Raw genomic sequence first — 16,322 nt, forward strand, 5'->3', positions numbered from 1 at the left:
GCCATATGACCCGCAATCACTACTACCTTTCGATCGCCGATCTGGCGCATGCGCGCGGCGCCGATCCGCGCTTTGCCTATGACGGCGCCGGCCCGAACGATTTCGCCGCTGCGTTGCAGCAGGCGTTGCGCGACGACGACCTGTTCCAGCGCTGGCGTGGGGCACAACCGGACCCAGATGCGGTGGATACGGCGCTGGGTGCCACCGATCCCGTGGCGCAAGTGAGCGCCAGGGTCGCCGACCTGCATACCGAGGTCGATCTGGTGACCGACCTGCCGATGAGCGTGGTACGGCATCGCTTGTATCTGCTGATCGGCGCGGCGTGGCAGCTGCGCGACATGCGGGCTGCCTGAACGGACTGTCTGAACCAGGGCATCGCCGGCATGACTTGTGGGCTTGGAGAAACCGCCCGGGACTGGGTACAGTCGGAAGTTCCGACTTACTGTGTCCGACCATGGACGCGCCACTTGGGGTAGCCAGATGTTTCGTCTCCGCTTGATTGTGATTGCCACCACGATGGCCCTCGCCGCCTGTTCGCAGCAGCCGAACGGGGCCGCCACCTCACCCGCGACGACCGCCTCCGCGGCTCCCGCCAGCAGCGCCGCACCGGCCGCCACCGCCATGACCAGCAACCCGTTCTTCAACGCCAGCACGCTGCCGTTCCAGGCGGCGCCGTTCGACAAGATCCATGACACCGATTACCAGCCGGCGATCGAAGAGGGCATGAAGCAGCAGCTGGCCGAGATCGAGAAGATTGCCGACAACCCGGACGCGCCGACGTTCGAGAACACGTATGTGGCGATGGAGAAATCCGGCGTCATGCTGAATCGCGTGATGGCGGTATTCGGAGCCGTGACCGGCGCCAACACCGACGACGCCTTGCAGAAGGTGCAGGAAGACGAGGCACCCAAGCTGGCCGCGCATGAAGACGCGATCTACCTCAACAGCAAGCTGTTCCAGCGCGTCGAGGCGGTCTACAACCAGCGCGACACGCTCAAGCTCGATCCGGAATCAGCGCGCCTGGTCGAGGTGGTCTACAAGAACTTCGTGCATGCCGGCGCCAAGTTGTCCGATGCCGACAAGGCCAAGCTGAAAGACCTCAACAAGGAAGAGTCCACGCTCAGCACGTCGTTCACCAACAAGCTGCTGGCCGCGACCAAGAACGCTGCGCTGGTGATCGATGACAAGGCCAAGCTGGCCGGCCTGTCCGATGCCGAGATCGCTGCCGCCGAGCAGGCTGCAAAAGATCGCAAGCTGGACGGCAAGTACGTGTTGACGCTGCAGAACACCACCCAGCAACCCGAGCTGCAGGACCTGAGCGACCGCGATACCCGCCAGGCGCTGTTCGAGGCCTCGTGGAACCGTGCCGAGAAGGGCGACACCAACGACACCCGCAAGATCATCGAGCGGCTGGCGCAGCTGCGTGCCGAGCAGGCCAAGTTGATCGGCTTCCCGAACTACGCGGCATGGAAGCTGGATGACCAGATGGCGAAGACGCCGGAAACGGCGATGACCTTCATGGACAAGCTGGCACCGGCCGCGGTGGCCCGCGCGAAGAAGGAGTCCATCGACATCCAGGCGCAGATCGACAAGGACCAGGCCGCGCTCAAGCAGCCCAGCTTCAAGCTGGCGCCATGGGACTGGAACTACTACGCCGAACAGGTGCGCAAGGCGAAGTACGACCTCGATGAAGGCCAGATCAAGCCGTATTTCGAACTCGACAACGTGCTGCAGAACGGCGTGTTCTACGCCGCCAACCAGCTGTACGGGTTGACCTTCAAGGAACGCCACGACATCCCGGTGTACCAGCCCGACGTGCGCGTGTTCGAGGTATTCGACAAGGATGGCACCTCGATGGCGCTGTTCTATTGCGACTACTTCAAGCGCGACAACAAGAATGGCGGCGCCTGGATGGACAACATGGTCGCCCAGTCCAAGCTGCTCGGCACCAAGCCGGTGATCTACAACGTCGCCAACTTCAGCAAGCCGGCCGCCGGCCAGCCGGCACTGCTGTCGTTCGACGACGTGATCACGATGTTCCACGAGTTCGGCCATGCCTTGCACGGCATGCTCGCCGACGAGCAGTACCCGACCCTGTCCGGTACCGCCACCGCGCGTGACTTCGTCGAGTTCCCGTCGCAGTTCAACGAGCACTGGGCCACCGATCCGAAGGTGTTCGCCAACTACGCGAAGAACTACAAGACCGCCGAGCCGATGCCGCAGGCCCTGGTCGACAAGATGAAGAAGGCCGGCAAGTTCAACTCGGGCTACGGCATGACCGAGCTGACGGCCGCCGCCCTGCTCGACATGAACTGGCACATGCTCGGTGCCGATGCGCCGCTGCAGGATGCCGACCAGTTCGAAACGGCCGCGCTCAAGAAGGACGGCATCGACCTCAGCTACGTGCCGCCGCGCTACCGTTCCAGCTACTTCCAGCACATCTGGGGCAACGGCTACGCCGCCGGCTATTACGCCTACCTGTGGACGCAGATGCTGGCCGACGATGCCTTCATCGGCTTCAAGGATCACGGTGGCCTGACCCGCGAGAACGGCGACCGCTTCCGCGCGATGATCCTGTCGCGCGGCAACACCGAAGAGCTGGCGAAGCTGTACAAGGACTGGCGCGGCCAGGATCCGAGCATCGAGCCGATGCTGATCAACCGCGGCCTGAAGGACGCGCCGAAGAAGTAAGCGGCACGCAGGTACGCAGGGCAGCGTGACTGCTCCCTGGCTGCAAACAGGCCCGCCATGTGCGGGCCTGTTTCTTTTCGGGCGCTGCGCATCGGCGGCGATGCCCGCAGGGAGTGTGCCCGCATGGAATAATCGGGTCTCTCCCGACACGAGTAGCGCACGCATGGACAGCCATCATTTCCTGCAGACCGCGGTGGTGTTCCTGCTCGCCACGGTGATCGCGGTGCCGTTGACAAAGCGCTTCCGGCTGGGCTCGGTGCTGGGCTACCTGCTGGCCGGCGTGGTGATCGGGCCGCAACTGCTGGGCCTGGTCAGCGATACCGAGGGGGTCGCGACGATCTCCGAGTTCGGCGTGGTGCTGATGCTGTTCGTGATCGGGCTGGAGCTGTCGCCGCAGCGGCTGTGGGTGATGCGTCGTTCGGTGTTCGGTACCGGCTTGCTGCAGGTGCTGAGTTGCAGTCTGGCGATCGGCGCGGTGGCGTACTACCTGTTCGGGCTGTCCGGCAACGCGGCGGCGATCGTCGGCGGCAGTCTGGCGCTCTCGTCCACGGCGTTCGGTCTGCAGATCCTGGCAGAGCGCAAGGAGGCCGGCTCGGCCTACGGTCGCCAGGTGTTTGCGGTCTTGCTGTTCCAGGATCTGGCGGCGATTCCGCTGATTGCCGCGTTGCCGTTGCTGGCCTCGGCAGGCACGCACAGTTTCGATCTGCTGGCGGTATGGCGTACGGTAGGCGTGATCGTGGCCGTGGTGGTCGGTGGTCGCTATCTGCTGCGACCGGTATTCCGTTTCGTGGCGCGTGCCGATTCGGTGGAGGTGTTCACCGCCACGGCGCTGCTGGTGGTGATGGGTGTCGCCCTGTTGATGGAACTGGCCGGGGTCTCGGCGACGCTGGGTGCATTCCTTGCCGGCATGCTGCTGGCCGATTCGGAATACCGGCACGAGATGGAATCGAACATCGAGCCGTTCAAGGGACTGCTGCTGGGCCTGTTCTTCATCAGTGTCGGCATGTCGATGGATCTGTCGCTGCTGCTGCATCGGCCCGGCCTGGTGTTCGGCCTGGTCGCGGCGCTGTTGCTGTTGAAAGGGATCTTGCTGTGGCCGTTGGGGCGTTTGCTGGGCGGACTCAATCGTTCCGACACCCTGCGCCTGCTGGTGCTGCTGGCCTGTGGCGGTGAATTTGCGTTCGTGGTGCTGCGGCAGGCGGCGGAGCTAGGTCTGATCGACGTCGGTCAGCGCGACGCGCTGGTGCTGACGATCACCCTGACGATGGCACTGACACCACTGCTGGTGGTGCTGGCGGCGAAAGCGCTGAACCTGAAACCGAAGAAGCCGACGCGCGAGTTCGACACCATCGATACCGCGCCGCCGCGGGTGATCATCGCCGGTTTCGGTCGGGTCGGGCAGATCATCGCGCGCGTGTTGCGTGCACAGGGCATTCCGTTCGTGGCGCTGGAGCATTCGGCCGAGCAGGTGGATTTCTCGCGCCGCTTCGGCACGGGCAACCTGTTCTTCGGCGATCCGGCGCGGCCGGAGCTGCTGCGTGCGGCGCAGGCGGACAAGGCCGAGGTGTTCGTGCTGGCGACCGATGATCCGGAGGCGAACCTGCGCACCGCGCGGCTGGTGAAGCGGCAGTACCCGCACCTGAAGATCATCGCGCGCGCGCGCAACCGCCAGCATGTATTCCGCCTGATGGATCTCGGGGTGGACGATCCGGTGCGCGAGACGTTCCATTCCAGCCTCAAGATGACCCGCAAGACGCTGGAGGCGCTGGGCTTGTCGCACGAGCTGGCGGTCGACCGGGTGGAGCGGTTCCGCCGCTATGACGAGGATCTGCTCCGGAAGCAGTCACTGGTCTATGACGATGAAACCAAGCTGATCCAGAGCACCCGCGATGCGCTGGTCGATCTGCAACGGCTGTTCGAGGCGGATGCCGAACCCGATGCCGAGCGGGAGCGCCAGCGCGCTGGCGACGTGCCACTGCGCGGCGCCGACTGAGTGCAGTTTGCGCTGTGCTGGCGCATGCTGCGTCAACCGGCTGACGAGACCGACGTTGGAGAGAGATATGCCTACGACTCCCAGCCCCGCGCCGAGCGGCCCCGTCGTGATCCGTCTTGGTCGCCTCGGTGACACCATCCTGCTGCAGCCGCTGTTGCATAAACTGCATATGCGTTATGGCCAGCCGTGCCGGTTGCTGGCGTTGGGAGACTGGTCACCAGCGCTCTACTCGGCGCAGCCGGAAGTGGTCGGATGCATTCCGCTGGATTCGCAATACGGACCCATCTGGATGCGTCCGCAGCGATGGCGTGCGGCACAGGCGTTGCGACGCCTGCGTGGGGCACCGTTCTACATCAGCGAGCCGGTAGAGCGTGCGCGCACCAAGGTGCGCCCGATGCTGGCGCTGGCCGGCGTGCCGACCGAGCATTGCACGTTCATCGAAGACATTCCGTTGATCGAGCATGAGCACTGGGTGGACTTGCTGCTGCGTTTCGGCGACACCACCCCGGCCGCATTCAGCGCCAGCAGCGTGCCGCTGACGTCCCCGGTTCCAGCGGCGCCGCTGTTGCGTACCAGCGCGGCCGAGCGCGCCGACCGCGATGCCTGGCTGCGTGCGCAAGGCCTGAGCGGGCGCCAGCTGGTCCTGCTGCAGCCTGCGAACAAACGCACCATGCGCTGGAACGGCGTGCGTGCCGCCGAGGATGACGACAAGTCCTGGCCGGTCGAGCGCTGGGCGGCGTTGGCGCGCAGCATCAGCTACCGATTGCCGCAGGCGCAGGTGCTGTTCTGCGGTTCGCCGGCCGAGGCTGGCTACCTGGATACCCTGCTGGCGGTCACCGATACGGTGTCGCCGCGGATCGAGGCCGCCATCTTGCCGATCGGCCGTCTGAAGGCCCTGCTGGAGATCGCTCACAGCATGATCTCGGTGGACACCGGACCGGGCCATCTGGCCGCTGCCATGGGCTGCCCGCTGGTGGTGCTGATGGGTGCCCGCGAGCCCGAATTGTGGACGCCGCGCAGCGGCTCCGGCAGTGACGTGGTGGTTCTCGGCGGCCTGCCGGCGATTCGGCGGGTGGACGAGATCGAAACCGCACAGGTAGTGCACGCCTGGCGCTCACTGCGACGGCGCAGCGCGGTAGCCGTCGCTGCCGAAAACGTTGCCGAGGCGAGCGCCTACTCGGCTGGCTGCGCCGGCTGACGCAAGGTCTGCCGCACGCTCGGGATCGCACTGCTGCGGGCAGCCAGTTCGTGCGCGATATCGATATAGCCCAGCTGGCGCGCCACGTCGGCGGCGGTGCGGCCAAACGCATCGGCAGCCGCGCGATCGGCACCACGCGACAGCAGCACGCGCGCCGGCGGCAGCAGGGCATGCATGGCGCAGGCGTGCAGCGCGGTGACGCCGCGCTGGTCGGCGTGTTCGACCTTGGCGCCGGCTTCCAGCAGCAAGGGCACCAGCGCGCCGATATGGGTGGCATCGCAATCGCTGCCGGGCCGCAGTTGCGCGCCCAGCAGCAGCAGCAGCGGAGTCTTGCCTTCGTTGTCCGCATGGTTGATGTCGGCGCCGTGCTTGAGCAGGCCATCGAACAGCCGGCGTGCGCGCAGGCTGTCGCTGTGTTCGAAGCCGAATTGCGCGGCGGCATGCAACGCGTTGCGACCGCCGGCATCGACCGTGTTGACCTCGGCACCGGCGTCCAGCAACTGTTCGACGATCTCCGGATAACCCATCGCGGCGGCCACCATCAGCGCGGTGGCATCGTTCGGCAGGCGCTGGTCGGCGGCGACCTGGTGTTCCAGCAGCAGGGCGACCAGGGTTTCGCGCCGTGCGGCGACCGCTGCGGCCAGCGGCGTCACGCCACTATGCGCGGCCAGCACGGAGTTGGCGCCGGCATCGAGCAGGCAGGCGGCGACCTCGCGATGGCCGGCGCCGCAGGCGCGCAGCAGCGCCGAGGCACCTTGCTCGTCCTGCGTGTCGACCGCGAAACCCAGCTCCAGAAGACGCTGTACGGTGCTCAGTGCACCGGCGGCGGCGGCGGCAGGGAGATCACCGGCGCGCAGCGGGCGGCTGGGTCGCTGCCAGTCGCGCCAGTCCAGCCAGCGCTCCACCGCCGGATGTTCCAGCGCCAGTCCGAGTGGTGTTTCACCGTTCGCGTCGGCCGCTTCGGGATTCGCGCCGTGGGCGATCAGCGTGCGCACCAGCGGCAATGCCTTCGCGCCATGCTCGAGCGCGGCAAACAGCGGGGTGCGGCCGTCGCGGTCGCGGGTGTTCGGATCGCAGCCGCGCAGTAGCAGGGCCTGCAGCAGATCAAGCTGCGCGTTGACTACAGCCAGATGCAGCGGCGTGCGGTCGCGCGCGTCCGGACCGAACGGATCGGCACCACGTTCGAGCAGGTTCAACGGCAACGCGGCGCTTTGCGCGGCTCCGTTCAGATGCGACAGCGCCTGGGCCAGCAGGCCTGCACCCGCCGGGCTGGCGCCGGCCTGCAGCAGGTCGTCGAGTGCCTCGGTCGAGTTCGGCAGCTGCGCCAGCAAGGCATCGAACAGACGCATCCCGAGTGGCGGCCGCGTGGGTGCGGCATCGGTTTCGGCATCGTCGCGCCGCGGTGCTTCCAGCCGCGCCTCCGCATCGAGGCCGTGCTCGAGCAGCCAGCGCCGCGCGGCGGTGAGGCCCGGCGTGGCCAGGTCCAGATACAACTGCGCCAGCTGCGCTGGTGACCATTCGCGCACACGTTCGGCAAAGCCCGACACGATCGCCCAATGCCCGAAGCGCAGCGCATCCAGCAGGTGCGCCGGGGTGTCGGCGCCTTCGGCTAGCAGGTCCTGGCTGAGACTGGCGGGCAACGGCGTGTCCGGATCGAGCAGGGCGACCAGATCCCAGCGTCCGCCGGCGGCGGCGTGATCGAGTGCGCTGCGGCCGTCGCTGCCAGGTGCTTTCGGTTCGGCGCCCAGGGCGAGCAGCGCACGCACGGTCCCGCCCTGCGCGTGTGGCGACTGGCAGGCCAGGGTAAGCGCGTCGCGGCCGTGCTGGTCGCGCGCGCGCGCGTCGGGCTGCGCCTCGGCCAAGAGTTGCACGATGCCGCCGGCGCCGGCGCGGGCCGCCTCCATCAGCGCGGTGCTGCCGTGCTGGTCGGTCAGGTTGATGTCGGCACCGGCAGCGCACAGCGCGCGGGCGATCTGTTCGTGGCCTTCGGCCGCGGCACTCAACAGCGCATGCCGATGACGTGCATCGACCGCGTTGACGGCAGCGCGGTGCTTGAGCAGCAACTTGACGCCGCTGGCGTCGTCGTCGGCGATGCCGGCGGCGGCAACCAGCGCCGGTTCGCCCTCGGCCGGCGTCGGCTTGGCGCCATGTTCCAGCAGGAACTTCGCCAGCGGCCAGTTGGCGGCACGGCAGGCGGTCGCCAGCGGACTGATGCCGGCCTGGTTCAAGGCATTGATCGGCGCAGCGGCATCCAGCAGCATCGCCGCCACGCCCGGCTCGGCGCTGAGCACCGCGCCATGCAGCGCGGTGTTGCCGTCGGCGTCGGTGGCCAGCGGGCTGGCACCGTTGGCGAGCAGGGTCAGCACCGCCTCGGCACGACCGTGCCAGCTGTCGCGAGTGGCGGCCAGCAACGGTGTGAGGCCGCCGCTGGCGCGATTTACGTCGGCACCCTTGGCGATCAGTGCACGAAGCAGCCGCGTATCGGGCAGCAAGGCGGCCAGCATCAGCACCGGGCGCTGGTCGCGATCTTCGGTGGCAGGTACGGTATTGGGGTCGGCACCGGCCTCGAGCAGAGCGAGGGCACGCTCGATGTCGCCGTCACGGGTGGCAGCCAGCAACGCCGCGGCCTGTTCGGGCGTGCCCGCAGTCCGCTCCTGCTCGCTCAACACAGGCCGTGGAACACTGGAAGCAGCATTCGTTGACATCGCTGCCTGGTCGCTACGTCGACGCGGCTCATACCGCTCGAACAGCAGCGCGCGCAGCGTGCGATTGGCGATGACCAGACAACCCAGCGGCAGCAGCACGATGCCATACAGCGCCAGCGCAGCGATGCGCGGTTCGGCCGGCAGTACGCCCACCAGGCCGGTCATCGCGATCGCGCCAAACGCCAGCACCAGCAGCGCTAGCGCAGAGGGCAGGAAGTGGCTGAAGAAGCGTTCTTCATGCGACAGGTGACGACCAAACGCGATGCTGCGCAGGGTCGCGGTGAAAATCCATGAGCCATCGCGCTGGCTCGGATAAGCATCGTCCCATACGAAGACCAGCCCGAACGCGGGCCATAAACGCCACAACGCTGCCAACGCCAGCACCAATGCGGCCGCCAGCAGCAGTACTGCACCGAGGCTGGGTGTCTGACTCAGCTGCAGCATCGGCCACGCGACGAGTACGAACACCAGGGCGGTGTAGCCTGTGAACATCACCAGATGCGCGGCGCCGCGGCGCAGCACGGTACGGCCGAAATGCGGCTCCGGGTCGAAACCTATCGCATGGCAGATGGCCGCCATGGTCAGCGCATTGGCCAGCAGCAACGGAATCAGGGTCAGCGGATGGGTGGTCAATCCAGCGGCTGCGACGGCGACCAGACCGGGGATGAACCAGGCAAGAGCTTGCACGAGAGGAGGGCGGCGGCGCGATTTGGGTGGGGTCATGGCGACAGTATAGAAATCGTTGGATGTGCAGACGGTAACCAAGTGTTAACGCCGAGGGTTTATCGCGCGCGCAGTTGATGATGTGCGACTCACTCGTCCCGGCCGTCCCGCGGAGAATGCGTATAGGCGAGGTGGTTGGCCGCCGCCAGCGTTTCCTGTGGCGGCAGCTGAAGGTGCCAGCCCTGCGTGCGCAGGTGCTCGAGTACCTGCGCGGTATCTTCATTCGGCAACTTGCGTTGCGCGTCCAGCTGCACCTCCATCACGAAGCGCAGTTCACCCAGCAGCAGCAGCAGCGACTCGGGCAACACATCGAATGCGTCGCGCTGCGCCAGCCACAGGTAACTGTCATTCTTGCGCAGACTCGCATAGACAAAACATGGCATGGCGATCACCGAACAGGCTTGAGGAGGGACGGATGCCCGGGAAGTCGATGAGGGTAGCAGTGCGGCCGCTCACTTGCCTGCCATGCTGATCTGCCGGCACTGATCGGCCCGTACCACCCGGCCTGATGTCCATCGACGCTTCTTGTCATTGCTGCGCAAGCACTTGCAACACTTTGGGCGAGCGGGCAAAGTGCCGCTCACGGGCTTCAAACGCGCGTATGAATTTTGCCTTGCGCCACCCCGGCTACCTACCCGATACGCACTACCTATAAGCAGGAGCAATCGATGCACATGTCTTTCCGTACCCTTGCGGGCGCCGCCCGCCCGCTTGCGTTTGCCACGTTGAGCGTGGCCATTGTCGGTGCCCTGGTTGCACCGAGCACCGCCAGTGCGAGTGCCTTTCAGCTCAAGGAAAACAGCGCGGCGGGTCTGGGCCGTGCCTATGCCGGCTCCGTCACCGCCGGCAATGATGCCTCGGTGGTCGCCAACAATCCGGCGGCCATGAGCGATCTCAACGGCACCTATCTGCAAGCCGACATGACCGCGATCAATTTCGGCTCCACCTTCCATGGCACCGCCACGGATGCGTTTGGCCGCCCGATCAGCGGTAGCAATGGCGGCGACGCTGGCACCACGCTGCCAGTGCCGGCGCTGTTCTTCACCACCAAGGTCAGCGATCGCGTGCACGTGGGTGCTTCGTTCGATGTGCCGTTCGGCTTCCAGACGCAATACGACCAGAACTGGATCGGTCGCTACAACACGATCAAGTCCAAGTTCCAGTCGCTGGATACCACCCTTTCGGCATCCTTCGACGTCACCGACACGTTCAGTCTAGGTGCCAGCGTGATCGCGGAAAAGACCAGCGCCGAGCTGACCAATGCGATCAACTACAACACGGTCGGCCTCGGCCTGATCCAGCAGGCGGCAGCGGCTGGCCAGATCAGTCCGGCGCAGGCGCAGGCACTGGCCGCACAGGTCGGCGCGGTGGTGCCGCCGGGTTCGGACGGTTATGCCCGTATCACCGGCAACAACTGGGCCTATGGCTGGCAGCTGGGCGCCTACTGGAAGCCGACCACGCAGGACAAGCTGGCGTTCGATTACCGCTCGAAGATCTCGCACACGCTGCATGGCACGGCCAATTTCACGGTGCCGGACAATGTCGTCGCCCTGCTGTCCAATCCGGCGGTGGCGCCCCTGCTTGGTGGCGGCATGCCGTTCACGCACACCAACGGTACCGCCGACTTCACCAATCCCGCCACGGCCGACGTGAGCTACTGGCATCAGGAAGAGAAGTACGGTTTTGGCGCGGATGTGGCCTGGACCCAGTGGGATCTGTTCAAGCAGTTGCAGGTGACCTACGCGAATCCGGCCCAGCCCACCAGCACGCAGGCCTTCAACTGGCACAACAGCTGGTATGTCTCGCTCGGCGGTGAGTACTACCTCAACGACCAGCTCACCCTGCGCGCTGGCGTGGGCCTCGACACCACGCCAACCACGGCTGCATACCGCGAGCCGCGTGTGCCTGACGAAACGCGCAAACTCGCCACGGTCGGCATCGGCTACAAGCTCAGCCAGCATTTCGAGATCAATGCGTCCTACGCGCATATTTTCGTCAACAAGGCGGCCATCAATGGCGCGGAAAGTGCCACCCTCGATACGTTGTCCGGTTATTCCAATGACTACGGCAACCTGCTGAGCCTGTCGGCGCAGTACAAGTTCTAGTTCTAATTGCGGCAACACGAAACGGACGTCCGAACGAAAACCTCCCCGCGCAAGCGGGGAGGTTTTTTTGTGCGATCAGGCCCGGCGCGGTGGCCCGTGTTCAGCCACGCTTGAGCAGCAACCCCAGCATGCGGCGGAAGCGCGCGCCGTAGGGCGGATTGAGCAGGCCGACACCGTTGAAGCGCGCCTGCCGGAACACCGGTTTCAGATGCGAAAACGTGCGGAAGCCGGCTTCGCCGTGATAGCCGCCCATGCCGGAGGCACCGACGCCGCCGAACGGCAGGCCATGCTGTGCGATGTGAAACAGCGTGTCGTTGAGGCTGACCCCGCCGGCAACAGTGCGTGCCAGCACCTTGTCGATCAGTGACCGATCCTGCTCGAACAGGTACAGCGCCAGCGGATGCGGATGGGCGGCTACGTAGGCGATCGCTTCGTCCAGCGAATCGTAGGGAACCAATGGCAGCAGCGGGCCGAAGATCTCCTCCTGCATCACGCCCATGCCGTCATTGACCTCGCTCAGCAGTTGCGGTGGCAGCAGGCGGCGTGCCGGATCATCCGTGGCCTCGCTCAGCGGATGCACCTGCGCACCTGCTGCTACTGCGCCATCACGCAATCCGACCAGGCGTTGGTACTGGCGCTCGGAAGCGACGCTGGCGTATTGCGTGCTTTGCGCCAGCTGCGGATACATCCTGGTCACCATGCTTCGGGCCGCGTCGATGAAATCCGCCACGCGTGCGCGCGGCAGCAATACGTAGTCCGGCGCGATGCAGGTCTGTCCGGCGTTGACCAGCTTGCCGAATACGATGCGTTCCACCGCCTTATCGAAGCGCGCGCCGGGGCCGATGATCGCCGGCGACTTGCCGCCCAGCTCCAGCGTCACCGGGGTCAGGTTCGTGGCGGCCGCACGCATCACGTGGTGACCCACCGCGGTGGAGCCGGTGAACAGCAGGTGGTCGAACGACAGTGCGGAAAATGCCTGCGCCACCTCGGCATCGCCGGTGACCACCAGCACCTCGTCGGGCTGGAAATAGCGGGCCATCTGCTCGGCGAACAGCGCCGAGAAGCGCGGCGTGTATTCGCTCATCTTGACCATCGCACGATTGCCGGCGACCAGTGCGTCGACCAGCGGGCCGATCGCCAGATACAGCGGATAGTTCCACGGCACGATGATGCCGATCACACCTAGCGGCTGCGGTATCAGCGCATTGCGTGCCGGCAGGAATGCGAGGCCGGCCAGCGAGCGCCGTGGACGCATCCAGCGACGGCCATGGCGCAGCGCATGGCGGATGCCGGAGAGGCTGGGAAAGAATTCCAGCAGATCGGTTTCTTCCGCCGGACGCTGGCCGAAGTCGGCCGAAATCGCAGCCGCGAAGGCGCTACGCTGCTCGCGCAGCATCGTATCCAGCGCACGCAACCGCTTCGCGCGCGCATCCCAGGTGGGCATCGGATCAGCCGCATGCGCGGTGCGCATGCGTTGCAGGCTTGCAGTGAGATTCGGGTCGGGGGTGCTCATCGGGCTCTCGATAAACCGTAGAGCCTATCCATAGCACACCGGCCATCCGGACGGTGTGGCGAGTCGTCCATGACCCGCACCGACGGCTCGGCTCGGGTCGCTTACTCGCCGATCGTCAGCAGCGAGGCGTTGCCGCCGGCGGCGGTGGTGTTGATGGTGAGCGTGCGCTCGCCGGCGAAGCGCAGCAGGTAGTGCGGGCCGCCCGCCTTGGGGCCGGTGCCGGACAGGTTCTCGCCGCCGAACGGCTGCACGCCGACCACCGCGCCGATCTGGTTGCGGTTGACGTAGCAGTTGCCGACGCGGGCGTGGCTGGCGATGTAATCGACGGTGTCATTGATGCGGCTGTGGATGCCGAGGGTGAGGCCGTAGCCGGTGGCGTTGATCTGGTCGACCACCTGCTTCAGCTCGCTGCCCTTCCAGCGGATCACGTGCAGCACCGGGCCGAACACTTCGCGAGTCAGCGTGGCAAGCGACGGGATCTCGTAGGCGCGCGGGGCGAAGAAGGTGCCGTTGGCGGTAAGCGCCGGATCGAGCTTCACTTCGCCGATCTTCTTCGCTTCCTTGTCCATGCGCGCTGCGTGCTCGACCAGGATCTTCTTCGCGTCCTCGTCGATCACCGGGCCGACGTCGGTGGACAGCTGGCCCGGGTCACCCACCTTCAGCTCGCCCATCGCACCGGCGAGCATCGCGCAGACCTTGTCGGCGATGTCTTCCTGCACGAACAGCACGCGGGCGGCGGAGCAGCGCTGTCCGGCGGACTGGAACGCGGAGGCGATTACATCCTTGACGATCTGTTCGGGCAGCGCGGAGGAGTCGGCGATCATCGCGTTCTGGCCGCCGGTCTCGGCGATCAGCGCGGCTATCGACGCATTGCGCGCAGCGAGGGCGCGATTGATCGCCCAGGCGGTCTCGGTGGAGCCGGTGAAGGCGACGCCGGCGACGCGCGGATCACGGGTCAGTGCGGCGCCGACGGTGGCGCCGTCGCCCGGCAGATACTGCAGCACGTCGGCGGGCACGCCGGCATCGTGCAGCAGCTTGATCGCGGCATAGCCGATCAGCGAGGTCTGCTCGGCCGGTTTGGCGATAACGGCATTGCCGGCGGCGAGCGCGGCGCTGACCTGGCCGAGGAAGATCGCCAGCGGGAAATTCCACGGGCTGATGCAGACGAACACGCCGCGGCCGTTGAGGAACAACTGGTTGCTCTCGCCGGTTGGGCCGGGCAACTGCTCGGGCTGACCGAACAGGCGGCGCGCCATGGTGGCGTAGTAGCGCAGGAAGTCGGCCGCCTCGCGGATCTCGGCGATCGCGTCGGGCAGGCTCTTGCCGGCTTCGCGCACGCACAGTGCGATGAACTCGCCGCGATGCGCTTCGAGCTGCTCGGCAGCGTGTTCGAGGATCGCGGCGCGGCTGGCCGCGGGCAGGCGATCCCAGCCGAACTGCGCGGCGACCGCGTTGCTCAGCGCTTTGTCGACGGTGGCGCTGTCGGCGCTGACGTAGCTGCCCACGCTTTGGCGGCGGTCGGCCGGGTTGGTCACCTGCACGGTCGGGCCGTTGGCGTTGGCGCCCGGGACCAGCGGTGCCGCGGTCCATGGGCCAGCGTTGGCGGCGACCGCGTCGGCCATCGCTTTCAGTTCGTTGTCGTTGGAGAAGTTGACGCCCATGGAATTCTTCCGAAGTTCACCGTAGAGATTCACCGGCAGCGGGATGCGCGGGTGCGGAATGGAGGCGAAGCCGCGCACGGTTTCGCACGGGTCGGCGACCAGGGTGCGCACCGGCACGCTCTCGTCGACGACGCGGTTGACGAAGCTGGTGTTGGCGCCGTTTTCGAGCAGGCGCCGCACCAGGTACGGCAGCAGATCTTCGTGTGTGCCGACCGGCGCATACACGCGGCAGGGCACGTTCAAGTTCTGCGGACCGATCACTTCGGCATACAGGTCGGTACCCATGCCGTGCAGGCGCTGGTACTCGTACGGACGACCCTGCGCGACGTGATGCACGGCGGCGATCGAGTGCGCGTTATGCGTGGCGAATTGCGGGTAGATCAGTTCGACGCCGGCGTTGAAAAGACGGCGGGCGCAGGCCAGGTAGGACACGTCGGTGTTCGGCTTGCGCGTATACACCGGATAACCGGCCAGGCCGTTTTCCTGCGCGCGCTTGATCTCGGCATCCCAGTAGGCGCCCTTGACCAGGCGCACGTACCAGCGACGATTGGCGGCGCGTGCGGTCTCGATCAACCAGTCGATCACGAACGGGGTGCGCTTGGCGTAGGCCTGTACCACGATGCCGAGACCGTTCCAGCCTTGCAGCGAGGGATGCGCGAACACGTCGCCGATGATGTCCAGCGACAGCTCAAGGCGTTCGGCCTCTTCGGCGTCCACCGACAACGCGATGCCGTATTTCATTGCCAGCTGCGACAGCTCCAGCAGTTTCTCGCTGAGCTGGCGATGGGCGAGTTCGCGCTTGGCCACTTCGTAGCGTGGATGCAGCGCGGACAGCTTCACGGAGATCGACGGCGCGTCGGTATGGTTCGCGAACGGGCCGCGTGCACCGATCGCGGCGATCGCATTGCGGTAATCCTGCTGATAGCGCTCGGCGGTCTCGCTGGTCAGCGCGGACTCGCCCAGCATGTCGTAGGAATAGCGGTAGACCGCGTATTCCTTCTTCGCGCAGCGATCCAGTGCCTCGTCGATGGTCTGTCCCATCACGAACTGGTGGCCCATGATGCGCATCGCCTGACGCACGGCGAGGCGGATCGCCGGTTCGCCGGCACGGCCGACCAGCCGCTTCAGTGCGCCGGTGAAATCGTGGCGGGTGTCTTCGGCGAGATTCACCAGATGTCCGGTGAGCATCAGGCCCCAGGTCGAGGCGTTGACGAACAGCGACTCGCTCTGGCCCAGGTGCTTCTTCCAGTCCGCATCGCCCAGCTTGTCGCGGATCAGCTTGTCGGCGGTGGCCTTGTCCGGAATGCGCAGCAAGGCTTCGGCCACGCACATAAGCAGCACGCCCTCTTCGGAGGAGAGATCGTACTGGCGCATGAAAGATTCGACCGCGCTCTGGTCCTTGGCGCGCAAGCGCACCCGGCTGACCAGCTCGGCGGCGAGGTCGATCACCTTTTCGCGTTCGACCGGCGGCAGGGTGGCCTGGGCGAGCAGGTCGTTGACCGCTTCGGTTTCGTCGCGCAACCAGGCGGCGGTGATGCGCGCGCGGGCTGGCCCGGCGCCGGCGGGGAGTTCGGGGCTGAGGATGGGTTGGGTCACAGGGGAAGCCGGTGCGGTTGCAGGGACGGTGGGTAAACGCGGAATTGTACGCCGGACACAGCGCACAGGGTGCACGAACCGAAGCGTTTGCCGGCGCTCCGGCGGCGGTTCGGACTGCTTGCCAAGTGTGTCGTTGG

9 protein-coding genes are annotated in these 16,322 nt (G+C 66.2%); 5 read left to right on the forward strand and 4 right to left on the reverse strand.

What is annotated here, in order from left to right; genetic code table 11:
- The first annotated feature begins 5 nt into the window (after window positions 1–5).
- From B0E48_RS15335 to B0E48_RS15350, 4 genes are all read left to right on the forward strand, one after another.
- Window positions 6–353: a hypothetical protein gene (locus B0E48_RS15335; protein ID WP_077519021.1), complete on the forward strand. Its 348-nt coding sequence runs from the start codon at window positions 6–8 to the stop codon at window positions 351–353.
- A gap of 127 nt (window positions 354–480) precedes the next feature.
- A complete protein-coding gene (gene dcp / locus B0E48_RS15340) occupies window positions 481–2,691 on the forward strand; it encodes a peptidyl-dipeptidase Dcp (RefSeq protein WP_077519022.1) in 2,211 nt (736 codons plus the stop codon).
- Between the two features lie 163 nt (window positions 2,692–2,854).
- Window positions 2,855–4,684 carry a monovalent cation:proton antiporter-2 (CPA2) family protein gene (locus tag B0E48_RS15345; protein WP_077519023.1) on the forward strand — a complete coding sequence of 610 codons (1,830 nt, stop codon included), beginning with the start codon at window positions 2,855–2,857 and terminating at the stop codon, window positions 4,682–4,684.
- Window positions 4,685–4,751: 67 nt separating this feature from the next.
- A complete protein-coding gene (locus B0E48_RS15350; protein WP_077519024.1) occupies window positions 4,752–5,882 on the forward strand; it encodes a glycosyltransferase family 9 protein in 1,131 nt (376 codons plus the stop codon).
- Here B0E48_RS15350 and B0E48_RS15355 read toward each other — a convergent pair.
- Window positions 5,858–9,310 carry an ankyrin repeat domain-containing protein gene (locus tag B0E48_RS15355; protein ID WP_077519025.1) on the reverse strand — a complete coding sequence of 1,151 codons (3,453 nt, stop codon included), beginning with the start codon at window positions 9,308–9,310 and terminating at the stop codon, window positions 5,858–5,860. The two genes, B0E48_RS15350 and B0E48_RS15355, sit on opposite strands and share 25 nt — an antisense overlap.
- Window positions 9,311–9,399: 89 nt before the next feature.
- On the reverse strand, window positions 9,400–9,693 hold the full coding sequence (locus tag B0E48_RS15360) for a YcgL domain-containing protein (protein ID WP_077519179.1): 294 nt from the start codon (window positions 9,691–9,693) through the stop codon (window positions 9,400–9,402).
- Between the two features lie 291 nt (window positions 9,694–9,984).
- Between B0E48_RS15360 and B0E48_RS15365 the strand changes: the two genes are divergently transcribed.
- The gene (locus B0E48_RS15365) at window positions 9,985–11,415 is read left to right on the forward strand and encodes an outer membrane protein transport protein (protein WP_254423990.1); all 1,431 of its coding nucleotides are present in this window, start codon (window positions 9,985–9,987) and stop codon (window positions 11,413–11,415) included.
- 100 nt (window positions 11,416–11,515) lie between these two features.
- Here B0E48_RS15365 and B0E48_RS15370 read toward each other — a convergent pair whose 3' ends face one another.
- Both B0E48_RS15370 and putA read right to left on the reverse strand, forming a co-directional pair.
- Complete coding sequence (locus B0E48_RS15370) at window positions 11,516–12,928, reverse strand: coniferyl aldehyde dehydrogenase (RefSeq protein ID WP_077519027.1); 1,413 nt, start codon at window positions 12,926–12,928, stop codon at window positions 11,516–11,518.
- Window positions 12,929–13,029: 101 nt separating this feature from the next.
- Window positions 13,030–16,185, reverse strand: coding sequence for a bifunctional proline dehydrogenase/L-glutamate gamma-semialdehyde dehydrogenase PutA (gene putA / locus B0E48_RS15375; protein ID WP_077519028.1), 3,156 nt, complete (start codon window positions 16,183–16,185; stop codon window positions 13,030–13,032).
- Window positions 16,186–16,322: the final 137 nt, after the last annotated feature.

The sequence above is a fragment of the Rhodanobacter sp. C03 genome (genome assembly GCF_002001175.1).
Taxonomy (GTDB): domain Bacteria; phylum Pseudomonadota; class Gammaproteobacteria; order Xanthomonadales; family Rhodanobacteraceae; genus Rhodanobacter.